The organism is Prevotella sp. P3-122 (assembly GCF_002251365.1).
Taxonomy (GTDB): Bacteria; Bacteroidota; Bacteroidia; order Bacteroidales; family Bacteroidaceae; genus Prevotella.
In genome coordinates, this window is record NZ_NPJH01000076.1 from 1 (window position 1) to 22,121 (window position 22,121).

Annotated in this window: 24 protein-coding genes; 11 read left to right on the plus strand and 13 right to left on the minus strand. The window is 46.8% G+C overall.

Features of this window, described 5'->3' with window-relative positions; genetic code table 11:
• Positions 1-94 precede the first annotated feature (94 nt).
• From CIL02_RS11295 to CIL02_RS11340, 10 genes are all read right to left on the minus strand, one after another.
• Positions 95-907, minus strand: coding sequence for a DNA cytosine methyltransferase (locus CIL02_RS11295; protein WP_240513660.1), 813 nt, complete (start codon positions 905-907; stop codon positions 95-97).
• A gap of 275 nt (positions 908-1,182) precedes the next feature.
• Complete coding sequence (locus CIL02_RS11300) at positions 1,183-1,467, minus strand: hypothetical protein (RefSeq protein WP_094401784.1); 285 nt, start codon at positions 1,465-1,467, stop codon at positions 1,183-1,185.
• Positions 1,468-1,524: 57 nt separating this feature from the next.
• Positions 1,525-2,193 carry a DUF1566 domain-containing protein gene (locus CIL02_RS11305; RefSeq protein WP_170935081.1) on the minus strand — a complete coding sequence of 223 codons (669 nt, stop codon included), beginning with the start codon at positions 2,191-2,193 and terminating at the stop codon, positions 1,525-1,527.
• A 51-nt stretch (positions 2,194-2,244) separates the two neighbouring features.
• A complete protein-coding gene (locus tag CIL02_RS11310) occupies positions 2,245-4,197 on the minus strand; it encodes a DNA polymerase (RefSeq protein WP_094401787.1) in 1,953 nt (650 codons plus the stop codon).
• A 95-nt stretch (positions 4,198-4,292) separates the two neighbouring features.
• Positions 4,293-4,880 (minus strand): DUF2815 family protein, encoded by a 588-nt coding sequence (locus tag CIL02_RS11315; protein WP_094401789.1) that lies wholly within the window; start codon positions 4,878-4,880, stop codon positions 4,293-4,295.
• Positions 4,881-4,914: 34 nt separating this feature from the next.
• On the minus strand, positions 4,915-6,069 hold the full coding sequence (locus CIL02_RS11320; RefSeq protein WP_094401791.1) for a DUF2800 domain-containing protein: 1,155 nt from the start codon (positions 6,067-6,069) through the stop codon (positions 4,915-4,917).
• A 3-nt stretch (positions 6,070-6,072) separates the two neighbouring features.
• The gene (locus tag CIL02_RS16550) at positions 6,073-6,639 is read right to left on the minus strand and encodes a hypothetical protein (protein WP_094401793.1); all 567 of its coding nucleotides are present in this window, start codon (positions 6,637-6,639) and stop codon (positions 6,073-6,075) included.
• Positions 6,640-6,764: 125 nt separating this feature from the next.
• A complete protein-coding gene (locus tag CIL02_RS17005) occupies positions 6,765-6,965 on the minus strand; it encodes a helix-turn-helix domain-containing protein (protein ID WP_094401795.1) in 201 nt (66 codons plus the stop codon).
• Entirely contained in the window at positions 6,962-7,156 is a 195-nt protein-coding gene (locus CIL02_RS11335) for a hypothetical protein (protein ID WP_094401797.1), read from the minus strand. Before CIL02_RS11335 ends, CIL02_RS17005 begins: the two co-directional genes overlap by 4 nt.
• Positions 7,157-7,173: 17 nt before the next feature.
• The gene (locus tag CIL02_RS11340; protein WP_094401799.1) at positions 7,174-7,389 is read right to left on the minus strand and encodes a hypothetical protein; all 216 of its coding nucleotides are present in this window, start codon (positions 7,387-7,389) and stop codon (positions 7,174-7,176) included.
• 857 nt (positions 7,390-8,246) lie between these two features.
• Here CIL02_RS11340 and CIL02_RS11345 point away from each other — a divergent pair.
• Positions 8,247-8,828, plus strand: coding sequence for a hypothetical protein (locus CIL02_RS11345; protein ID WP_094401801.1), 582 nt, complete (start codon positions 8,247-8,249; stop codon positions 8,826-8,828).
• 144 nt (positions 8,829-8,972) lie between these two features.
• Here CIL02_RS11345 and CIL02_RS11350 read toward each other — a convergent pair whose 3' ends face one another.
• Together CIL02_RS11350 and CIL02_RS11355 are read right to left on the minus strand one after the other, a co-directional pair.
• Entirely contained in the window at positions 8,973-10,001 is a 1,029-nt protein-coding gene (locus CIL02_RS11350; RefSeq protein WP_094401803.1) for a ComEC/Rec2 family competence protein, read from the minus strand.
• Positions 9,988-10,707: a hypothetical protein gene (locus CIL02_RS11355; RefSeq protein WP_094401804.1), complete on the minus strand. Its 720-nt coding sequence runs from the start codon at positions 10,705-10,707 to the stop codon at positions 9,988-9,990. The genes CIL02_RS11350 and CIL02_RS11355 overlap by 14 nt, the downstream gene beginning before the upstream one ends.
• Positions 10,708-11,307: 600 nt before the next feature.
• On the opposite strand from CIL02_RS11355, the gene CIL02_RS11360 reads away from it, so the two are divergent.
• The 9 genes from CIL02_RS11360 (at position 11,308) to CIL02_RS16130 (ending at position 16,381) form a co-directional block, all read left to right on the plus strand.
• Positions 11,308-11,784 carry a hypothetical protein gene (locus CIL02_RS11360; protein WP_094401806.1) on the plus strand — a complete coding sequence of 159 codons (477 nt, stop codon included), beginning with the start codon at positions 11,308-11,310 and terminating at the stop codon, positions 11,782-11,784.
• Between the two features lie 391 nt (positions 11,785-12,175).
• The gene (locus tag CIL02_RS11370) at positions 12,176-12,604 is read left to right on the plus strand and encodes a hypothetical protein (RefSeq protein ID WP_240513662.1); all 429 of its coding nucleotides are present in this window, start codon (positions 12,176-12,178) and stop codon (positions 12,602-12,604) included.
• 4 nt (positions 12,605-12,608) lie between these two features.
• Positions 12,609-13,307: a hypothetical protein gene (locus tag CIL02_RS11375; RefSeq protein WP_141210221.1), complete on the plus strand. Its 699-nt coding sequence runs from the start codon at positions 12,609-12,611 to the stop codon at positions 13,305-13,307.
• Between the two features lie 410 nt (positions 13,308-13,717).
• Positions 13,718-13,894: a ribonuclease P gene (locus tag CIL02_RS11380; protein WP_094401811.1), complete on the plus strand. Its 177-nt coding sequence runs from the start codon at positions 13,718-13,720 to the stop codon at positions 13,892-13,894.
• Between the two features lie 789 nt (positions 13,895-14,683).
• Complete coding sequence (locus CIL02_RS11385) at positions 14,684-15,082, plus strand: single-stranded DNA-binding protein (RefSeq protein WP_094401813.1); 399 nt, start codon at positions 14,684-14,686, stop codon at positions 15,080-15,082.
• A gap of 341 nt (positions 15,083-15,423) precedes the next feature.
• A complete protein-coding gene (locus CIL02_RS11390) occupies positions 15,424-15,672 on the plus strand; it encodes a hypothetical protein (protein WP_094401911.1) in 249 nt (82 codons plus the stop codon).
• The gene (locus CIL02_RS11395) at positions 15,665-15,946 is read left to right on the plus strand and encodes a hypothetical protein (protein ID WP_240513664.1); all 282 of its coding nucleotides are present in this window, start codon (positions 15,665-15,667) and stop codon (positions 15,944-15,946) included. Before CIL02_RS11390 ends, CIL02_RS11395 begins: the two co-directional genes overlap by 8 nt.
• 26 nt (positions 15,947-15,972) lie before the next feature.
• Positions 15,973-16,140 carry a hypothetical protein gene (locus CIL02_RS16380; RefSeq protein ID WP_170935082.1) on the plus strand — a complete coding sequence of 56 codons (168 nt, stop codon included), beginning with the start codon at positions 15,973-15,975 and terminating at the stop codon, positions 16,138-16,140.
• Positions 16,141-16,180: 40 nt separating this feature from the next.
• Complete coding sequence (locus tag CIL02_RS16130; protein WP_141210222.1) at positions 16,181-16,381, plus strand: hypothetical protein; 201 nt, start codon at positions 16,181-16,183, stop codon at positions 16,379-16,381.
• Between the two features lie 112 nt (positions 16,382-16,493).
• On the opposite strand, the gene CIL02_RS16385 is transcribed toward CIL02_RS16130, so the two are convergent.
• Positions 16,494-16,661 carry a hypothetical protein gene (locus CIL02_RS16385; protein ID WP_170935083.1) on the minus strand — a complete coding sequence of 56 codons (168 nt, stop codon included), beginning with the start codon at positions 16,659-16,661 and terminating at the stop codon, positions 16,494-16,496.
• Positions 16,662-17,068: 407 nt separating this feature from the next.
• Here CIL02_RS16385 and CIL02_RS11400 point away from each other — a divergent pair, with 407 nt between their 5' ends.
• Complete coding sequence (locus tag CIL02_RS11400; RefSeq protein WP_094401815.1) at positions 17,069-22,084, plus strand: N-6 DNA methylase; 5,016 nt, start codon at positions 17,069-17,071, stop codon at positions 22,082-22,084.
• Positions 22,085-22,121: the final 37 nt, after the last annotated feature.

The following is a 22,121-nucleotide window of genomic DNA, read 5'->3' on the forward strand; positions in this document are numbered from 1 at the left end:
TAAAGGTACGAAAAATACTTGAGAATAAAGACGATTCTGAGTTAAACAACTATAACAAAACAAACAAAATCACACGACTGGTAACGAATCTAACCTACGTGGCTATAGTTTTCGGACAGTCTCCCCCTTGATGGAATTTTGCACCAAAACCGTTGCCGTTGGCCTTGTTCCTTTGCTTATGCTGCAATAACTTCTCAATGGTCTCTGGCTTCAAATAAAATCTGTCTGGCACTTCATCATCCAGAATGTGTTTAAGCAAAATGCCACGGTCTTTCGGCTGTGGTATTGCACTTTCCGGCACGTCAAACAAATCGGCTTGGAATGTTCGTATATTAGTCCAATAGATGCGCTTTCTGACTTGTGCCGATACCAACGCGGAATTGATATGCACACCTTTCACGCCCAATGCCTGGTCAATGACGGCCTCCCATTGCTTGCCCATTTCCACGTTTTCCAGCATGAAAAGCACGTTGGGGTTGGCCTCTCTGACCTCTGCCAAAATTCGCACGTACTCCCAAAACAGATAACTTTGCCCTGCAAACTCAAATCCTTGCTCTTTCAGTTCCATGTAACGTGCCAATGTCAGCACCTTTTCATGGGCTGTCGTACTCATGCCAACACGCTTGCCTGCAAAACTGAACGATTGGCACGGGCTTCCTCCAATGAGCAAATCAACATGCCCCAACGTCCGTGCCTCGACGTTACGCACGTCGCCTAATTGCACGGTGTCCGGGAAATTGAGTTGAGTTTGTTTGATTGCCCATTTGTCAATCTCGCTTGCATAATAGCGTGTGACGGGTATGCCCATATCGCGTAATGCAATCTGGCCACAACTCATGCCGTCAAATAAGGATAAAACAATCATAAAGGGGTATGCTTGATTATTTGTCTGCAATTCGCTTTCCAACTCGCTTCGCACACGGAATTTGTACAACCTATCCATCGTCCTTTAGGGTCGTACACATTATATTGGGGCCATTGGTCGGTAAAATCGGCCACGACTGTATGACGGTCGTACTCATAAACGACTTGATGGAAAAGGTCAATCACAAATGCCATGATGCTGCTGTCGGTTACTTGTTATCTTTCACATTCTGGGGTTGTTCGTTACTTTCCCCTTCCCTTGTGGTAAAGCGTATTCGGGGAATAACTCTAACTGTACGAAATGCCGTTTTTTGCTTTTTAGTTTTCATCGTCCTGGCCCTCCATCGTTTTGAGAAAATCATTTGCTTCGTTAATAATGTGTTGGCGTGTGTCACCATCGGAAATGTCGCAATGCTTTTCCCAAATGGTAATCCAGAAACACCACACTTTCACTTGTACCTTGACCACGTAATAAACGGGATAATCTACATTATCAATAATGGCTGCACCGTTGTTGTCATTAGCCATCTGGACTGCAACCTTGGTGTCAATGGTCTCTTCAATGGCTCTTGTTTGCCTTGTATGCTTAAATGTTACTTTCATTGTCGTTTGCCTATTATCGGCACGGCTTTCGCCGTGCCAAAGATTAAAGTTTGAAGATTAAGAAATAAATGCTGAGACGGGGCGCACTCGATACGTGCCCGTGGCCTTAGTGATGGTGTTCATGCCGCCGTTGTTGAGGTTCAGAGTCCATGCGTTGGTCGCGCTGTACTCGGTCGAAGTCCAATACCAATCATCGGCAATGGGTTGGCCACCTGCTTTTTCCAATGCTGCATTGACCTCCTTACGATGTGTGAAGATAAACAGCATTTCACCAATGCTTGGAATGTACCAACCATCGCTCAGGCTGATATTGTCAGACAGTCCGACGGCCTTTAGATGTTCGGTGTTCTTCTGGCCGTTCCAATCGGACACGGCATCAATGCAGGTGTCAATGTAGTTGCCTTTGAGGTTCGACGGGTCTTTCTGCTTGGTCAACGTCGTTTCCTCACCATCGTTGCAATCTCGGAGTGCAATAATGATACTGCGTTCACCTTGCACCAACAAAACACCCATTGCATCCTCTGGGGGTGTCAACGTGGCCTTGTACGGCGCAATGGTCTTTTTCTCATCGTCGCAAATGTAGTAAACACCATCCTTTGGGTGTTTGCCATTTGTCGGTACTGATGGGGTCGGGGCTTCATCTTCCACCATGAATTTGTACATTTCACGGCAAACCTCGATGCTCTTTGGTTCGTCACTGATGGCAAACTCTTTCAAAAGTTCCATCTTTAGTTTCTGATTCTCTGTCATACAATAATTAAATTAGGGGTTGTTAAACTAATCTTTCAAATAATAAGGTGTGGTGTAACCTGCACCTTTGAGTGGTAAATCCGCACACCAACCAATCGGGGTGCTAAACAGTGCCTCAACGTCGGCCAACGTCTGGTCGGGCGTTGCCTCAACAATAATTTCGTCATGGATATGGAAAACCACGTTGAGGTGCTGTTGCCTGGCCCTCAGAATGACAATGCCCAAAATGTCACGGGCAATGGCTTGCACAATGTTCTCTGTGAGTTTGCCGCCATACGTTCTGACGTTGCCCCATTTCTTAGTGGTTTGGTTCAAACCCTCATACTCAATAATTTCATGGTCGCCACGCCATCCGTCACCATATTCAATGCCAACATTCGCTCTGGGGTAACAGATAACACGGCCAGACGGCAATGTTATTGTCAGCATCCCCCATCGCTTGCCAATCTCAATGCCACGATGTACGGGTACGGTTTTTCCCGTCTTTAGGGCTGTAATAGCAGCTTTCTCGATCGTGGCCCACATCTTCACAATTTTGGGGTTGGAATTACGCCAAAGATTCACGATTTCCTTTTCTTCGGATTCTGCCAAACCTAAACGCTTGCCACCCATTGCCTCCAATGCAGACACACCGCCTCCATATCCCAATGCCAATGTTGCAATCTTGCCTTTCTGCCTCAACTCAGCATTTTGGCCGTGCTTCTCTACGGGCTTGTTAAACATCTGGCTTGCCGTGGCACAATAGATGTCGCCGCCTTTCCGGAACACGTCCAACACCCATTGCTCACCTGCCAACCATGCAATTACACGGCACTCAATGGCTGAAAAGTCGCATACATGAAATGTGTGGCCTGGTGCTGCAATGAACGCTGTGCGGATTAACTCACTGAGTACATAAGTGACGTTAGCATAATTCATTTCAAACTCTGTCAAATCACCCTGACGTACCAAATAACGGGCATCGTCCAGACTTTCCAAATGGTTCTGTGGTAGGTTCTGTACTTGCACCAATCGGCCTGCCCATCTGCCTGTACGTGCTGCACCGCAAAACTGCAAAAGCCCGTGAATACGGCCATCATTGCAAACGCATTTCAACATGGCTGCATACTTCTTATTGCTGGTCTTACCCATTTCACGGCGCAATGCCAAAATCTTCTGGGCCTTTGGCCAATACTTCAATTGGCCGTCCAACTCATCCAGATTCTTTTTGTTGAGGCTGGCCACGGTCATGCCCGTAACCTTGGAAATGTAGGCTTTCAATTGGGCTGGGCTGTTGGGGTTCTCCAATCCGCTTATGGTCTTTGCCTCTTGCAGCAACTCGGCCTTAAACTCATCGTCAAACCTTGCAGCGGCCTCAACCAACGGCAAATCAATCATCACGCCACGGTCGTTGATTTCTTGGTCGGCAATGTACAACTCATCATCAAATGCAGGGGCCTCCAGACGGCGCACTTTGGCCAAAATCTGTTGCTCAACCTCCACGTCTCTGATATTGTACTTTTTGAATACCTCCCAACGGTCGGGCGCGTCGCTTGGCAAATGCCTCTTTCCGTTCTTGGCCGGGATGGAGAAATAACGGATTAGGATTTTGCCCTCTTTCATCTTACCATCGGCCAATTTCAGCACCTCACCGCATTGCCCCAATGACAGCGGCAAACCCATACGGGCTGCACGTACCATCGTGCATTTCCATTGTGAGGCTGGCAATGGCTCTGGCAATCCCATCCACTTGCTGATGCAAATACGCTCAAATGCAGCATTAAACGCTGTCTTTGTCACGGATGGGTCTGTGAGTGCTGCCATAACATCGGCTGGCAATTCTTCACCCTGCGCCAAATCCACACATACGACGGGGCCACCATCCACGCTATATGCAAAAAGCAATATCATGAAATCTGGGGCTTCAACGTATTTGTAAACTCCGCAATCGGCCAAATCGTTGCTGCTGTACGTTTCGATGTCAATTCCTAATTCTTTCATTCTCTCTGTTATTTAAGAATGGCCGTGGGTGTCCTAAGCCTTTAATCCCATGTGGGTGTTACCACTACCACCACCCACGGCCAATCATTCACGGTTTACAAATCCTCATCATCTTCATCATCCATCGGGATATTGCCAAATGCTTCGCTCTGGCTGACGCTGCCGCCAAACTGCTCATCATCCTTGCACTTACGCACGGCCTCCAAAGCTGCTGCAATGCCACACTTACCATTGACCTTGTAGCCATAGAATGTGACACATACCCATGCCCACACGCCGCTGTAAATCTCATCCTCATCAATGATGGGCTGGCCGCTTCGGTCGGTCACGCTGGGTTTCTTGCCTGTCTTGGCGTTGATGTAAACGTGGCCCTGGTAGGCTTCATCGTCTTTGCTCTCACCATCACGCAATGGGTAGGCATCCGATGTTTCGTCAATCTTCGGCTTCTTACCTCCCCAATACTTTGTAATGGCTTGGTCGTAGGCGGCTTTGATGCAGCCTTTGAGGGCTTCAACCGTCTCTTTCTGGCTCTTCGGAATTAGTATGCCCGTTTGGTACTTGGCACGGCTATCGTCACCATCGGGGCCGGTGTACTTCTCGAAAAGATGTGTGTAACTCAATCGGCACGGGCCGATTACAACTGTACGCTCGTCGTTCTTGGGCAAAATGTTTGGTTTCATCATAGTTGTAATGAAATTAAAAATTAAACTTTAGTTATTATTCGCTTAAATCAACTTTGGAAAAATCGTCGGTGTCTAACTCCGGCCTCTTGTCAGATTCAGGCACTAACGTCGGCTTGCCTTGGGGCTTGTCAATCCACTCACCGCAAATCTCGGCAAATCGTTTCTTGCCAATGATTTTCTCCAAATCGGTAATGGTTTTCAGTTCCCTTGGCTTCATGTAGGCATCTTCGGCAAACTCTGCCTTGGATAATGCGCCCATCACGGCCTCTTGGTCTGTGATTTTGCGGACACTGCGCCCTGCAACCAACTTGAAACCTTGGTACTTCTGGCCGTTCAATGCCTGCTCCAATGTGTACTCATCCACGCCCTTAATCCATGTCTTGATTGTGTCTAACATGGGCAAAACGCGGCTGGCCATTTCTTCGGGGCTGATTGTCTTTGGGTCGGGGTGCTGCTTCACGGCTGCAAATGTGAGGTCGGCCAATGCCTTGCAGGTCGCTTTGACCTTGCAGAATTGACACCATTCGCCGGGTATCTGGTGGCCTTTACCCTCAAACGCTTCTTTGGCTTTCGGCATGAGTTGGTACGTTGCCCATGCAAGCAAATTAACGGTATTTAACTCATACTCGCTCAGGTTGTCAATACGTGGCTGTACGATGGTCATTCTTACACGTTGGATATTGTACTCAAAACTAAACTGTGAGTATGCGCCCAAAGCGTAAATCTGCATTTGTGGGTTCTTGACGGATGACACCTTTACACCTTTGCCATACTTGAAATCAATAATCTCCATCGTGCCATCTGCAATGATAACGGCATCGGCCGTGCCAAATGCCTCTGGCATCCACTCTGAGAAATCCAATTTGACCTCAACCAACAATTGGGCATCGGGTGTTTTGGCACGGGCGGCATTGTACTTTTCCAGCACGATCGTTTTGTACGTGTCGGTGTACTCATCCATTTCTCCCGTGTGGTACTTGTCGAAAAGCTGCTTAATCTCGGCATCCTCATCGACTGTTGGCAAACCCAAAAATCCTTTGAGGTGCTTGGCGCAATAGGCGTGTGCCAATGTACCCTCTTCTGCAAAGGTGCTGCCGCTGTCGGCAATGTTCTCTTCCAGACGTGGGGCGGCTGTGCAATTGAGCCATCTGTGGGCCGCTGACGGGCTTAATAATGCGTGTCCTGCCATAACTCAAAATGCCTCTTTAATTCCGATTGTGCCATCTTCCAATACTTCCAGACGTTCACACTCTGCAATGAATTGTCGCGCCTCATCCTGGCCCTTTTCTGTAATGAGGGCTGACGGCTTGTCTGAGCCTAACAAAGCGGCTGTGTTCTTAAACCACGATGTCAGTTGGCGGTGGTACTTCTTATAAAGTTCTCCATCCGTCTCGTCTTTGTAGTTCTCGCCCTCGATACGCTGACGGGTTCGGTGCATGGCATCGCGGATGTCTTGCTCTGTCAGTTCCTTGGGTTCTTCCTCGGCTGGGGCTTCGGCCTCTGCCTCTGGTTCGGGTTCTGGTGCTGCCTCTTCTGCCGGGGCTTCAACCTCTGGGGCTGGTGCTTCGGCTGTTTCTGCCTTACGGCCACGCTTCTTTGCAGGGGCGGCGGCTTCTGGTTGCTCACTTGCTGACGGTTCGGGATTCTGGGCCTCAACGGTCGGCATCCGTCTGTGGCCAATGACGGCATTAACCAATGCCACCAATTCAGGCGTTACGCCTAAATCCACATGAATGTGTACGCTAAAATCTGTTTTCATACGACTGAAAAATTAAATGATTATTCACTCATTTCTTTTGCTAACTCTCTGATGTCCTTTGCCAGAATGATTATCAGTCCGATGCAAAGTACAATTTCAATGATAGTTCCGATTATTGGCATAACTTATAAATAGTTTTCTTCCCAACATTCGACAATCCATTTGCCCGTTGTCACTCTTCGATTGTCTGCCTTTCGCACACGGAATTTGAGGCTACCACTGTCAAAATAGCGATATATGGTGTGTCGTTCCACGCCTAACGCTTTTGCCGCTTCCTGCACGGTGTAACGGCCATCGGGTTCGACTTGGGGCCTGGTGTTAATCATATCGCGCTCTTGGTAATGGTTAATTCATTCTTGGCATAATCCGTTTGCACACTGAACTTGCACCCTAACAGATTTTGCATCTGGTAGGCCGTGGATTTTCCGTTGTCACACTGCTGGGCGTTTGGCAGAATAAACGTGCGTGTCTCACCCATCGCCATGCCTCTTAAATCTTCTCTGGTTATTCTTTCCATACGAAATGTTGTTTGGGTTACTTGAAATCAATCTCTTCAATCAGCCAATTAAGCACATACATACGCTGCTCGTATTCCTCTAAATCAATGCAATGCTCTTGGCTGTCTGACGCTTGGGCCAAAATCCTAATCATGACCCTCAATTTTACCAACTCTTTTTTTAGGTCGGTGGGGAGGTACATCGTTTGACCTTTTAATACGATGTGCTCTTTTTTTTGCTCTTCTGTTTGCATAATGCGACGATTTGTGTTAAATTTTACTTAAATTCGTTACTTACACACGTATACTTTATACTTCCCTAAAACTATGACTATAACTATCTAAATATCAACACAATTCAAACTTGCATAAATTTACGACTAACACAAAGGTAACATATTCGTCGAAAAAAATTAGCCTGATTTATAATTGAAAGACAGTTGCAAATATACTACTTTTACCTTTTCCTTGGAATTATTTTTTGCCTTCAAAGAAAAAAATAAGACCAATTATCCGCTTCCCTCCTTTTTTATACCCATCCAAAATCGTCTTTGCTTTCGACCTTGTTCAAAGATATACATGAACAGGTCAATAAATATGTCAGTCAGTTCATGTATATATAGTACATGACTTCTGACTTGTTTTGTCTTTTGACCGAATTCGATTTCATTGTCATCGTAGAGCCCCGTCTTTAATCAAGTCAAAATATTAGTCAGTCAGTTCGTGTATATATAACACGACTTTCTGACTTGTTTCGTATAAGGTCTTTTTTCTTTTTTTTGAAGGTCTCTTCTTTTATTGTTTCCACGTTGTGTTAATGATGTTCCATTTATAGAGATTTCAGCATTTACGATTCCCACGAAAGTTTGTTTTCGTGTGCAAAGTTACGGAGAGAGAACGTCCACCAAGAAGCGTTCCCTATCTTCAGCAAAATTTGACGGAAACTTTCCGCAATCACAGATTCCGGCATTTTATAAAATTTTATCCTTGATTTCTTGTCTGTCGTCCTTTCACTCTCCGTCTGAGACGGCACATGAAAACAATCCTTTCAGGAGAAGTCGAAAGACCTTGAGTAAAGGGGAACAAGTTTAACAAATTAAAGTTTAAGAATATGCCTAACTGGTGCTGCACAGCGTATGCGATAGAGGGCGACGCAAAGGAATTACAAAGCCTCTATGACTTGATGAACAAGCTACAGGAGTCAAAAGACCCTTCTGTTCCGAATGGATTTGGGACTACTTGGTTGGGATGTCTTGTTGATGCCCTTGGCGAAAAATGTGAAGATGTATCTTGCCGTGGAAGCTGGAACGATTTAGAGTTTGACGGCAGAGTGCTTACTTTCAATACAGAAACAGCATGGGCTCCATGCAATGAGACGCTCGATGTGGTATGTAGGAAATATCCGACATTAAACTATCTATATCGGTCGGAGGAACCAGGAATGGCTCTGTATTATACCAATGACGATGAAGGCAGATACTTTCCTGATAGATTTGTTGTCGAAGTGTGCATTTCAAAAAAGGAATACTACACCGAGTATTTTACAGATTTGCAGAGTGTATATGAGTGGTTGGAGGAAATCTGCGATATGCAAGTCCAGTCAAAGCTAGATGTGGATGCGATTGTAGGACAATGGAGAAAAAAATACGCACATGCCTACTGCTATATCCACGAGTACAAAATTTCCGATTAACTGGATTTATTACTAATGCACAGAGTGTTAATTAGGAATCGCTAATTTACGCTAATTGAAATAGGGCCGTAACATAGCCCCATTTCAATTAGTGATAAATTAATTAGTGTTGTAAGAATTGAAGCGAATAGATTTAGTGTGGCATTATTTTTTTTCCTTAAATGGAGATAGTTTTATTGTACCATACCTATCTGGCATTGCTGCCGACGAACAATGAATAAAGGAATTGCAAACATGAGTAGAGTAAACATCCCCATATTTCGCAAGCCAATATACTAAACGCCCACTCGGGTGTTTTTTGTTCCCAGCAGCAGATATATAGCATTTTTTCGGAGAAAGATTCTCTATGATTGACGTATTCAGATTCCTACGGCTTCCATGATGAGGAACTTTAAGAAACTCAACATTTCTCAACCATTTATATTTGTCCAGCATCATCTGAAGAGAGGTAGTATTTGCGTCTCCAGCAAAGAGTAGTCTTTTACCATCACCAGGCTCGTACAAGACAATAAGGCTGGAAGCATTGTAAGGAGATGGGTCTTCTTCATTGTCAATCACACTCTTTATATCCTTCTCATCAATCTTGAACGCATCGTCGTATGCTTCTTTTGAGCTATCTTCGTATGTCTTTATACCATAGTTTGCCACCATAGCCTTTACTACCTCAACATAATAATCAGCAGAAGGACCTACAACACATATTGGAAGTTTATCATGTTTGAAGCCATCTACAACATTGTAAACGTCACAACCTTCATCAATGGCCAATTCGATCAAATTCAAATTATCGTCAGTTGACTTATTCCATATTTTACGAACAGCCGATACAGCGTTATCGTGGTTACGATAACGCTGTATATCGTTTTCGTCAATGAAAGATGCAGGATCTGTTAGCCATAATTCCTGGATAGTAATTTCTTCGTCTAAAAAGAGGTCAAAGAAGCCATCTTTATGGTCACTGTCTGGATGTGTACATATTGCCAAGTCAATATAGTAACTTCCATAATAATCATTCAGATGCTTTTTTATTATAGCAGCATCACCTGCATTACCAGCATCAATCAGTACGATGAACTGTTCATCACCAATATAGTGTCTGATAAGTATTGCATCAGCATCTCCTACTTTCAGGACTTCGTATTCATATTTTAGTCCATTTTTAGTCTCTTTCATATTCTTCTCCAGTAATATATGCGTTATACATAGCCCTTGCATAATCATTGGCTTTAGATTTGTAGGATGTATAATCTATTAAACCAAACAAAACCTGAACAAATAAAGCCACCAACAATATCCTTGTGTATGGCATATCTAAGATTAGATTCACAATAAGTGCAAGAATGATTGTGCCGATAGCATACACACAAGCTCCAAGATAATTACGACAGAATCCGTACTTTCGATTATACTGCTGAAGATTTTCGTTTTTACGAGTCACCTCTCTTATCTTTCCAACAGCATCAACAATAGCACGTTTAGCCTCGGATGGATTCGCAAGTTCTTCATCTTTTGACAATAGTTGAATACCAAAGTCAGCCTTCACTTTTGCCGCAATCTGTTTTATTTCAGTTTCAGACTTCCTCATATCACTGCTCCATAGAAGAAGTTTTGTTGTTGGCATCTCTGTTTCATCTTCCTTAAACAGGCGGAACTGAAACAACAGTTTAGAGGCATCGATAAAAAGTTGACGCATCCAATAGGCCAATGCGCCATAAATCAAAGCCACCGGGATAAATAATCCGATTTTTGCAATTATCGACTTCCATACCTCAATGGTATCGGGTACAAATGATGTAACATACAATGTAGTCAAGATGATGGGGATTATCATTCCCACGATAGCTGGATACACTCTTGCCTCTTTTACGTACTTATTCATTGTTTCTTAAATTTAATTTAATGAAAAAATCGCAAACTTCATGCCAAAGTCATTTTGGCTAATTCTATAGTATTTCACAATCGAGGATGTTATAATAGCATGTCAGGTTCTCTGTCGTTATGACAGCATTTAGGACATACATAAGAACAACTCCCCAAAACTGTGAATAAGAATATAAGCGTGGCGGGTAATATAAATGAGTTTAAGGCAAAATGATGAAGAACATGAGGCACAACCTCATTACTGAATTTCAGTCTGCCGACAGTTGCGCCATGTTATAAGGTACAAGGATTTGTTCAAAACCTTTGCAAGTTATCCGGTTATAATCTTTTTTCTTTTATAAGGCTTCCAGCAGCTTTTTCTCTGCGCCCTGTGGAGGATTCTATTTTTCTACGAAGGTAAATCGGCTTTCCCAATCATGTCAATGCCGACTGTAGTCGCGAGTGAACCGTAAAATCTTCCTCTTCTCCGTCGAGCGTATTTTTCGTATCAGCCTTGCAGGATTGCCCCAGCCTCCTTCTTTATTGCAGAAAAATAAATCCCAGCGGTCGCAAACAGGCCGAATAAAGGGAAATAATAACAATCAAAATTTATAAGACAATGAGCAAATATGATTTTATCAAGGCAGGCAACCTTCTTTATTGGAATGACCCCGATAACGGCATATCCAGCGGTGACTACAAAGTCATTTCCGTTCCTGAAGAAGTACATGAGGACAGCATTATTCTGATTGCAAGCCGCCATTCCGAAGCGGAGGTCTTTGCCTCAGAATTATCACCGATACCCCAGACAAGAAGTCATAAAGAGGAATTTCTGAAATGGAGAGAGAAACAAGAAGCAGACGGTTCTGTGTTTTACAACAGACTTTCGGATGTTATCGCTACCGAATTTGATTTGGAAGTAGGCGACATGGTGGCGTTCACAAACGATTACGGTGTGGTCTTTGGACCTTGTGAGATATTGGCTTTCGGCAAGCCATGGAACGGTGACAGATGTGTGTACCTTGACAGTGATGCCTATTGGTTTGCAGACCGTCCGAGCCAACTGACACTGATAAGCAAGAGAGCTTCAGAATAACAGACCTAAGCATAGACCATCCGTTATAATACGGGTGGTCTTATACTTCAAAACCATATCCGGGCTATCCCTTTTATAATTCCGTTTCATGCTTATCCTATTTTACCCATCCAATATCCCTGTATAAAGCCGGATCTGCTTGCCGTGACATCGCCACGGTTTGTTTTCCTGTGCAAAGTTACGGTGGACGAACACCGCTCAAGTACCGCCGTGCTACCTCCGATGAAATTTGACGGAAACTTTCCAGAATCAGAGATTCCGGCTTTTCATAAAATTTCATTCCCGGTTCCTTGCCTTATGTTCTTGCCTCCCCCGTTTGAACCGCACGTAAAACAAACCCTTACGGCGAAGTTAGAAGGCTTCAAAGGCAGGGAAATAAATAAACTGAAATATGAAAGTGATATGTACAAAATGCGGAGGTATGAATGTGGCGTGTGAAGCCATGATTAACCCCAATGACAAATCTTTCCGGAATTATACGGACGAAGCGTTTGTTTATGGATGGTGTGATGACTGTGGCAACGGTGTTGTCCTCTCTGATATTGATGAAATCAAAGAGGATATAGACAAACTCTATGCAGATTTTTGTGCCGAGCATGGAACAGAGCCGCTTTATGCGATGTGTGAAATCGTGTGGAAAGATGAAAAATTTGTCGAGCCGTCCCCTGTAACCGTAAAGTTGTCCTCAGATGCGGACGATGCCACTGATGAAAAGATATTCTTCTATTGCGATGGTATCGAAGACCTTAAATCTCTCGCTGAATTTGGTGTTGAAGATTTCGTCCTTACAGCCTGCAACTATTTAACCAATGATTTATAACAAGATGAATAAGTACAACTGGAAAGGCTATGATTTTATAGGGACAGTACCCGAATTTGCAGAAAAGTTCGGGTACTGCAAGACCCCCACTTTTGTCAATGCGGTAAAGCGTGTTCCCCGACATAAATACAACTGCATGGATGAAATGGAACAAAGAGCCTATGAGGAAAAACGCAAACGTGCGAAGCGAGCCTACTGCATCTACATGAACGAAGAGATGACTGACAGCTACATCGTCACGAAAGAGGAATACTTGGCAACAAACCTCCCGATAAAGGAGAAGCTCCACGAACCGTTCTTGCTCTCGTATCGTAACAGGGTATTGCCATATAACTTCATCGGAAACAGCCATGACGAAATCTCTATCAGGTCAGCCATGGTGAAATACTCTGCCGAAGCAGTGAAATTCGCCGAACAGCTTTTGCTTGCCGCAGGATATTTCAACGGTAGCAACTCTGTGAAAAAGCCATTGGTAAAGATAAACTACACTTCGCTATACCTGACCTATGCTAACGGCATCAGCATTACCTTTGACTCTGAACGGAGCCGTGACGGAGTGGACAACTGCCGTCTTTCGATTATCGACTTTAACGGAGAACGGATTTACAACGGGTGGCGGAGATTAAACAGCGTCGATGAAATCCTGTACTATACCACCATAAACAAGGACAGCAAAGACGCCTCTTGCTATTTGGGGGGATAATGACGGACAGGCAGGGAAGCCCCTGCCTGTTTTCTTAAATCATCCGTTGCCATTCCTCTTGTATTCCACGGAGTTCACCTGTGGTTATATCTACGATTTCCTGTTATAGCCATACATGACCGTCCATTTATATAGTCAGCTCCGTCCTTTTCTATTTTGGATTTATCAATTCCTGCTTGTCGGTCGGGGTTACAGAATATTACGGTGCAAAGGTAGAAGCCGCTGTCAGATCGTCAAGGTCTGGCACACGGTGTTTGTCACTGCAAGATGGAGACTTCGCTCTATCTTTCCCTCCAAAACCTTGCCTTGTCTGCCATGCGCCACCTTTACAGGCACTGTAATATTCAAAATCCCGACGCACAAGCGAAAAGGCAGGGATAAAAACCAATAACTTTAACACAGACAAAACCATGTATGAGACAGAAGAAACATCGGACATCATCGGCGCATACTGCACGCTTATAGAGGACTATCAAGGCATCTGTGACGGTCAGATTGTTGGAGATTACGGCACAGAGGTCGTAGTACGGCTTTCAAACGGCATAGAGATGGCAACCCATCGGGACGAAGTGATTGTTTTCGATTGACACGTGCCAATGTATGGATGCGGCAATCCGGGCAACATGCTCGGATTGTACCGTCCTGGTATTTCCTGTTATATTTCTTTTTTGAAGGTCACCCTTTATACTCGCCGGACACGGTTGCGCAGTGATTCCCTCTTTTACCTGATAATTCCTTTGTTAATGGCAGACTGGTTCGCCGAGACAGTCAGTCCGTACCTTCCTTGAAGACACGCCGGGAGCGTGCATTTCCTTTTGGGCTTGCTCTTTCTACTTTTGCCGGATATATTCTGTAGGCGGTTCACCGGATGTGGCAAAGACTGCGGCACTTTATCCGTCATCTTTCCAATCATCCATTATCCGTATGGGCATCGACCATGGACCAGCCTTTCTTGGGTAGCGGTCTATATGTCCACGTACAGCCGCACTCACATATACAGCCTCGAGGCGTCTCTTTGCTGTCGGTACTGCGTCAAAATGAAAAGAACGTGCAATATCCGGTTCCCGAGTTTATGCGGAAATCGCTATGACGTACAGCCAACCGGTAAAGTATGGTGTCGTCAAGTCACCACAACAGTATTACGGCGAGTCATACACACTTATTTTTCCTGATGCGAAGTTATGATCATGGCGGAGCTTTAGCTCCTACGGGACGGACATTGCCTTTGACCAACGGCTTTCAACAAATCTTCCTTTTTCTTTTCACAGGCTCAACAAAAAGAGTATTTGCCGAACCTTCCGCTGGTGCTACCCTATGCCCATGTCATCTTTTTGCATCGTAAAAATTAAATGTTTAACTCTTTAATACTTAAAGTTATGGCAACTTCAACAAACAACACCAACTCTTTCAACCTCAGTGGCTTCGTAGCCGTCAACGCAAACATCCGCAACTTCGAGAAGAACTCGGTTGCCCGTTTTCCCCTCTCCATCAGCCGCACGGAAACCAACGGCGACGAAACCACCCGCAAGTCGGCCCTTGTAAACTGCGAGTGCTGGCGCAAGTCCGAAGAGGCATCGACCTTCGAGCTTCTCAAGAAAGGCAAGCTCGTCCAGGTTTCAGGCTTCATCCGTCCAGAAGAATGGACATCGGAAGACGGAACCAAGCACAGCCGCATCGTCTTCGTTGCAACATCCGTCAGCGAACTGTCCACCGAAAAGAAAACCGATGGCAAAAAGCCAGCGAAAGGCAAGACTTCCAAGAAGAAGGCTGCGTGACGCTTCCCAACCTCTCTTCTCAAAAGACGGCTACGGCCGTCTTTTCTTTTGCTCACCGGCTGCGACCAAGCCCTTTATATATTCTGATTGTCACCGGTTGTAATATCATAATCACCGTTTATATCTCATAGTTCATCCGGCGGCCGGTCATCCGTTTTCTGCGGCGAATTTGGAGGTGGCAGGGCAAACATCAAGGCACACTCCGTTCTGAAGGCCTTGCCTAATTCCCCTTATGACCACCATCCCCTCAATGCCGCAAGAAAACAGGAATGGCCGAACCGCAAGCCGGGCTAAGGCAGGGAAAAGGTCATTCCACAAGTCTAACAGTTAAATTCAAAAAAATGGAAAAGAGTATCGAAAAAATCCCGACCTACGCATTGCCTTATCTGGTGAATGGCGATGCAAGCAACCTGAACGCTGACGAGATTAAGCAGATTGACGACATCTGCCGCGAACAGGGCATCGAAGTAGTCGTCCCCATCACAGAAAGCGAAGAAGGGGGCGCGGAACCGTATTTCAGCAGCGTCCCTTTGTTCGGGCAGCCGACCGAAGTGGAGGATTGCATCATAATCTATAAGAACAATGATTAGTGCCATGAATACAGATGACCGCAACATCGTGTTCAGCAAAGCCAAGCTGGATGAAATAAGGCAGGACGGGCAAACCGTTCTGTCAAGTAGTGACGGCGTTTCTATTCCGATGATATTCCGCAATCTCAGCGGTAAGAATTTTTCGGGAGCGGAATACCTGGACTATCTGAAACACGTTGCATACGGTGATATGGGTTTCGTTCCCGGCACAATCACGTTGTGGCACGGCGGGGTTCAGATGGCGGAAGCTGTACTGGAGAAACCGGCATACTGACAATCAAACCTCTAAAATCACTGATTATGGAAAAAGAAAAAGTGACAGCCCATGACGAGGAACTAATAGAACTCGCATACTCCACTACCTACCGCAGCAGCATCCGCACGATGATACAGGAAGCCGACACAGAACGATGCCGCATAGTCCTACGGCGCATCATGGAAGATGCCGATGTGGATTGGGAAGATTGAGCATGACAGAGGGACTGCTGACATTCGGCAGTCCTTTTCCATGCGAAATCCATTTATAGCAGACATGATGTCCTTGAACGAGCCTTTTATAAGTTTTGGCAACACCGGCGGGCCACAGGGACACCCGATGCTGCCAGGCACGCCGACGCCCTGCATTCCGTTCAAGTCCAGGCGGCCTCCGGCTCAGGGCGAGCGTTGGTCGGCAGAGTGTGTCATGCTTCCACACACAGCCTGTCGGTGACACCCACGGTTCGCTCTTCACCCCGACTCACCCTCCACTCCGGGTTGTCGTGCCAGTGCTGTTGTCAGCCCCGTGACTTCCGCCTGCTTACTTTTATAACATATAGCCCATTTTATAATGACACTTGTCCGACATGACCGATTCTCCCTTTATAGCCTTTCGGCAACACTGGCGGATCGCAAGGACACCCGATGCTGCCAGGCACGCCGACACCCTGTATTCCGTTCAAGTCCGGGCGGCCTCCGGCACAGGGCGAGCGTGGGCCGGCAGAGTGTGTCATGCTTCCACACACAGCCTGTCGGTGACACCCACGGTTCGCTCTTCGCCCCGACTTCCCCTGCACTCCGGGCTGCCGTGCCTCTGCTGCGGCCAGTCCCGCGACTTCCGCCGCTGCCTTTTATAATCAGACCTTTTATAAAAATTCTCCGCCATTTATAGAAAAATCCTTTTCTGTCCGGAACCGTCACTCCCGGTGGTTATCGGCGCGAAGTTCGGCATCCGGGCTTATAAGCCAAGGTTGTACGGAGTTTCTGCGAGATTTTACGGACAGGCGGTAAAATCATCTTGAAAACCTTGTCCCTAAAGCCTCTTAGATGCCCCTGTGTTGCGCAGATAACCACCTCACGGACGGCTCCGGAAGGAGCAGGAAGTGAGGGAAGAAATAAATCTTCAACATTAAGGTCAGATATGAGATACAACAAGAAAAAGGCATTAGCCGACAACGTAAACGCCATAGAGACAGCTTTGGCGGTACACGGTCAGGGCAGACAAGCCACTGACAGCGAGAAAAAAACATTAGCCCTTTATTCGGGGTTCGGAGGCATCAAAGAGGTGCTGAACATCGGCACGGACAAGCCCATGCCCGACGGCATGGCAGAGCCTATGAAACGCTTGCAGGAAATCCTGCTTGCTTTTGCAAAGTCCGACATTACGGAGTACAAAACCCTCATTGACAGCATAAAGTCATCCGTGCTGACGGCGTTCTACACTCCGCAGTTCATCATCGACACCGTGGCGGCGCAGATACACGCCACTTTCAAGGACAACGGTATGCAGATGCGCACTTTCCTTGAGCCGAGCGCAGGGATTGGCGGCTTTATGAAAACCGCCATGCAGGGAACAAGGGCATACGCATTTGAGAAAGACGCCATCACAGGGCTTATCCTCTCGCTTCTCCATGACAACGCCACCACGATAAGCGCAGGATATGAGACTATCGGGGAACAAGACCTGCAGGACAAGGGATTTGATGTCATCGCCTCAAACATTCCGTTTGGAAACTTCCGTGTGTTCGATGCCGATATGTGGAAAAAGGGCGGCATATACGAGCAGTCCACCAAGACCATACACAACTACTTTTTCATAAAGTCCATGGATTTGCTCAACGAGGGCGGCATACTCGCTTTCGTGACCTCAAGGGGCATCGCCGACACTCCCGGCAACAAGTTCGTGCGCGAGTACCTTGTGAACCATGCAGACCTCATAACCGCATTACGGCTTCCCGACAACATCTTCATGGAGACCGGCGGCATAGAGGTAGGCACTGACCTGTTGGTGTTCCAGAAGCACACACGGAAAACAACCCTGTCACACCGTGAGCAGCTGTTCATGCAGGTAGGCAGGGAAAACGGCACGGACGGTATCGTGACGGAATATGCCAACAAACTTTTCATGCAGCCCAAGACGGCACTTGCCACCGACAGCCGTATTTCCATGAACCAGTTTGGCAAGTATGTAAGGAAATACCAGTGGCAGGGTGAGGAAGCGATGATGCGGCAATACTTCTCCGCATTGCTCAAAATGGACTTCAGCCGTTTCTTCCGCAAGAGCCTTTTTATCAATGACGGACAGGACACCGCACAGGGGCAGATGTCGCTCTTTGACCTTTTCGGTGAGGAAATAACCGCCAAGCCCAAAGATATGGGCAAACGTGCATACACCGACACCGTGGCATGGTGGATGAAAGACGGCGCAATGGTGATGTTCGAGGGGCAGCTCGGCAACCTCAAGATGCGCAAGTCAAGCCGTTATGCCGATGTAGCCGTGGATTTCGTGCCTATGGCTGATATAGAAGCGGCGAAAGAAAGGGCAAACGACTATTTCCCTATCCGTGAGACCTATCTTGAGCTGTCAAACAAGGAGCGTGAGGAAGAACAGGAACATCCTGAACTGCGGGAACGGCTTAACGCCCTATATGACAAGTTCGTAGCCAAGTGGGGATATTTCCATGACAACGACAACAAGGAGTTTATCATGCTTGACAGCCTCGGTGTCGAGGTGTTCACCATTGAAATGCAGTCGGGCGATACCATAGGCAAGGCTGACATCATGCGTGAGCCGGTGGCGTTCAAGAAGATAGACACCATGACCGTGCTTTCTCCAATGGAAGCGTTGGCGACAAGCCTCAATTTTTACGGCAAGGTGGATATGCCGTTTATCGCACGAAGCTCGGACAGGAGCGAGACGGAAGCCATAGACGACCTAAAAGGCGAAATATTCTACAACCCCATATCGGGAGAATGGGAGAACAAAGGTAAGTTCATTGCCGGGAATGTGATTGCGAAGCACAAGGAAATCATGTCGCTGCTGCAGGAACTTGAGGGCAGCGAAAAGGATTATACGGAAGCCTCGCTGAAAGCATTGGAAGAAGCGACACCCGAAGCAATCCCTTATGAGGAGCTTGACATCAATATGGGCGAGCGTTGGATTGACTCAAGCCTGTATGCCGCTTTTGCAAAAGAGCTTTTCGAGACCGATACCATGGTTATGTATTTCGATGTGAACGACACCTATGTTGTTTCCTTGCAGGGATATTCAGCTGTAGCCTATCACACCTATTCTGTCCGCAACTATAACGGTGAGGACTTGTTTGTTCACGCCTTGCAGGACACCGTGCCCGAAATCACCAAAGAGGTGTACCGCAATGGTGACAAGGTGCGTGTGCCGGACGAGGAAGCCATACAGGAAGCGGCTACCAAGATACAGGAAATTCGCAGCAAGTTCAATGCGTGGCTTGACAACCAGCCCATAGAGGTGCGTGATGACCTTGTGAGAGCCTACAACGAGCGTTTTAACTGTTATGTCCGTCCTCATTATGACGGCTCGGCGCAGACATTCCCCGGTCTCTCGTTTGAACAGTTCCCTTACGATGACCTCTATTCCTCACAGAAGGATGCTATTTGGATGATTAAGCAGAACGGCGGCGGCATCTGCTGGCATGAGGTCGGTACAGGAAAGACCATGATAATGTGCGTAGCCGCATACGAAATGAAGCGTCTCGGACTTGTGCGCAAGCCTGTGATTATCGGGTTGAAAGCCAATGTGCATGAGATAGCAGACACTTTCAGAAAGGCTTATCCGTCAGCGAAGATACTCTATCCGGGCAAAGAGGATTTCACCCCTGCCAACCGTAAAGAGGTGTTCTCAAAAATCCAAAACAACAACTGGGACTGCATCATTCTCACACACGACCAGTTTGCCAAGATACCGCAGTCTGATGAAACGATGTTTGAGATATTTTCGGAAGAACTGCAGGATGTCGAGCGTAGCCTTGAGGTATTGGAGGAAAGCACCATGCGTTACCGAAGTGGCAGGATGCAGAGCGGATTGGAGAAACGGCAGCAGAACCTACAGGCAAAACTCGCCAACCTACGCATGAGCATCAACAGCCGCAAGGATGACACGGTGGATTTTCACTCCATGGGAATAGACCATATTTTCGTGGACGAGTGCCACATGTTCAAGAACCTTATGTTCCAAACACGCCATACGAGGGTTGCGGGCATCGGCAACACGAAAGGCTCACAAAGGGCTGCGAACCTGCTTTTTGCTATCCGTGACATACAGAAGCGTACAGGGCGCGATTTGGGTGCAACATTCCTGTCGGGTACTGTCGTAGTCAATGCCCTTACGGAGCTTTATGTGATGTTCAAGTATCTGCGTCCTGATGAACTGAAACGGCAGAGGATAAGCTGTTTTGACGCATGGGCGGCTATATTTACCAAGAAATGCGCCGACTACGAGCTGAACGTGACAGGAAACATCAAACGCAAAGAGCGTTTCCGCACCTACATCAAAGTGCCGGAACTCGCCGCTTTCCTGCGTGAGATAACGGACTACCGCACCGCCGACATGATTAACCTCGATGTGCCGGAGAAGAACGTGCGCTTCCTTTCCCATGCCCCGACCATGGCACAGGAAGAAATGATAGGACGGCTTGTGTCATTCGCCAATTCCGGAAATTGGACGGATCTGGGACTTGACACACCCGAACCGGACAATCTCGACAAGGCTAAAATGCTTATCGCTACCAACGTGGCAAGAAAAATGGCTCTCGACATGAGGCTGTTCGGTGACAAGTTCCTTGACGATGAAAACAACAAGGCTTCCATATGCGCAAGGACGGTCTATGACTACTATGTGCGCTCAAACGCAAACCGTGGCACACAGTTCGTTTTCAGCGACCTTTCCACCTACAAGCCTAATGAGTGGAACATCTATTGCGACATAAAGGAGAAACTGATAATGCTCGGCATCCCTGCAGGTGAGATACAGTTTATCCAGTGCGCCACCACCGAGAGGGCGAGGAAACGGCTGTTTGACGATATGAACACAGGCAGGGTACGTGTGCTTTTCGGCTCTACATCCATGTTGGGTACAGGTGTAAACGCCCAGCAGAGGGCTGTTGCGGTGCATCACCTTGAGATACCTTGGCGACCTGCCGACATGGAACAGCGCAACGGTCGGGCGGTACGCAAGGGCAACACCGTGAAGCTGTGGGGAAACAACACCGTGGATGTGGTAATCTATGGTACAGAAAAGACACTTGATGCCTACAAGTTCAACCTCTTAAAGAACAAGCAAATGTTTATCAATCAGATAAACAACGGCACGATAGCCGTGCGCCGCATCGACGAGGACAGCATGGACGAGGACAACGGCATGAACTTTGCGGAGTTCGTGGCAATCCTTTCGGGAAATACCGACCTGCTGAACAAGGCGAAGCTCGACAATAAAATCATGCAGCTTGAAAAGGAGTTTGCCATATTCAAGAAAGAGCGCGGACGTGCGGAGCGCAAGATCGCACAGAACGGACAGGACACGGAAAAGGCGGCATCCTTTATTCAGCGTATGGAAGATGACCTTGAGTATGTGGCATCATACAGCGGCGACAAAATCGTTTCCCTGCTCTCAACCGGCGAGGACACGGCGGAAAAGACAGGCCGTGAGCTTCACAGGATAGCAAAGACATACAGAGGGAACGCCTATACCGTCATCGGCTCATACATGGGGCTTGACCTCTTGGTAAAGAGCGAGTATAACCTTGACGGCTCATTTGACCGCAACACTTTCTTTGTCGAGGGCAAAAGCGGTCTGAAATACCGTTACGGAATTTCCGGTGCATTGCCATTGGGCTTTTCAGACACGGCACTCTATCCGCAAGCCACGCTTGACAAACTGCCTTCTATCATAAAGCAGCAGCGTGAACGCATAGCCAAACAGGAAAGCGAGCTTCCCACATTACAGGCTATCGTCAGCCGCACATGGGGCAGACAGGATGAACTGACCACACTCAAACAGGAATGTGACGAGTTGAAAAAGCGGATTGAAGAGAGTCTCAAGGGCAACAGACCGGAACTGGAAGAGGCGGAAACAGACACGCCCCCGATACCCGGCAGAAGAGCAACTGATTACGCTGCCTGATTACAATATAATTTCTGACCTTTCCCTCTGTTTGGTT

Bases quoted from the DNA above. Each gene is read 5' to 3' on its own strand.
- CIL02_RS11300 (WP_094401784.1), bottom strand. From the start codon at position 1,467: ATGAAAGTAACATTTAAGCATACAAGGCAAACAAGAGCCATTGAAGAG.
- CIL02_RS11305 (WP_170935081.1), bottom strand. From the start codon at position 2,193: ATGGAACTTTTGAAAGAGTTTGCCATCAGTGACGAACCAAAGAGCATC.
- CIL02_RS11310 (WP_094401787.1), bottom strand. From the start codon at position 4,197: ATGAAAGAATTAGGAATTGACATCGAAACGTACAGCAGCAACGATTTG.
- CIL02_RS11315 (WP_094401789.1), bottom strand. From the start codon at position 4,880: ATGATGAAACCAAACATTTTGCCCAAGAACGACGAGCGTACAGTTGTA.
- CIL02_RS11320 (WP_094401791.1), bottom strand. From the start codon at position 6,069: ATGGCAGGACACGCATTATTAAGCCCGTCAGCGGCCCACAGATGGCTC.
- CIL02_RS16550 (WP_094401793.1), bottom strand. From the start codon at position 6,639: ATGAAAACAGATTTTAGCGTACACATTCATGTGGATTTAGGCGTAACG.
- CIL02_RS17005 (WP_094401795.1), bottom strand. From the start codon at position 6,965: ATGATTAACACCAGGCCCCAAGTCGAACCCGATGGCCGTTACACCGTG.
- CIL02_RS11335 (WP_094401797.1), bottom strand. From the start codon at position 7,156: ATGGAAAGAATAACCAGAGAAGATTTAAGAGGCATGGCGATGGGTGAG.
- CIL02_RS11340 (WP_094401799.1), bottom strand. From the start codon at position 7,389: ATGCAAACAGAAGAGCAAAAAAAAGAGCACATCGTATTAAAAGGTCAA.
- CIL02_RS11345 (WP_094401801.1), top strand. From the start codon at position 8,247: ATGCCTAACTGGTGCTGCACAGCGTATGCGATAGAGGGCGACGCAAAG.
- CIL02_RS11350 (WP_094401803.1), bottom strand. From the start codon at position 10,001: ATGAAAGAGACTAAAAATGGACTAAAATATGAATACGAAGTCCTGAAA.
- CIL02_RS11355 (WP_094401804.1), bottom strand. From the start codon at position 10,707: ATGAATAAGTACGTAAAAGAGGCAAGAGTGTATCCAGCTATCGTGGGA.
- CIL02_RS11360 (WP_094401806.1), top strand. From the start codon at position 11,308: ATGAGCAAATATGATTTTATCAAGGCAGGCAACCTTCTTTATTGGAAT.
- CIL02_RS11370 (WP_240513662.1), top strand. From the start codon at position 12,176: ATGAAAGTGATATGTACAAAATGCGGAGGTATGAATGTGGCGTGTGAA.
- CIL02_RS11375 (WP_141210221.1), top strand. From the start codon at position 12,609: ATGAATAAGTACAACTGGAAAGGCTATGATTTTATAGGGACAGTACCC.
- CIL02_RS11380 (WP_094401811.1), top strand. From the start codon at position 13,718: ATGTATGAGACAGAAGAAACATCGGACATCATCGGCGCATACTGCACG.
- CIL02_RS11385 (WP_094401813.1), top strand. From the start codon at position 14,684: ATGGCAACTTCAACAAACAACACCAACTCTTTCAACCTCAGTGGCTTC.
- CIL02_RS11390 (WP_094401911.1), top strand. From the start codon at position 15,424: ATGGAAAAGAGTATCGAAAAAATCCCGACCTACGCATTGCCTTATCTG.
- CIL02_RS11395 (WP_240513664.1), top strand. From the start codon at position 15,665: ATGATTAGTGCCATGAATACAGATGACCGCAACATCGTGTTCAGCAAA.
- CIL02_RS16380 (WP_170935082.1), top strand. From the start codon at position 15,973: ATGGAAAAAGAAAAAGTGACAGCCCATGACGAGGAACTAATAGAACTC.
- CIL02_RS16130 (WP_141210222.1), top strand. From the start codon at position 16,181: ATGCGAAATCCATTTATAGCAGACATGATGTCCTTGAACGAGCCTTTT.
- CIL02_RS16385 (WP_170935083.1), bottom strand. From the start codon at position 16,661: ATGACACACTCTGCCGGCCCACGCTCGCCCTGTGCCGGAGGCCGCCCG.
- CIL02_RS11400 (WP_094401815.1), top strand. From the start codon at position 17,069: ATGAGATACAACAAGAAAAAGGCATTAGCCGACAACGTAAACGCCATA.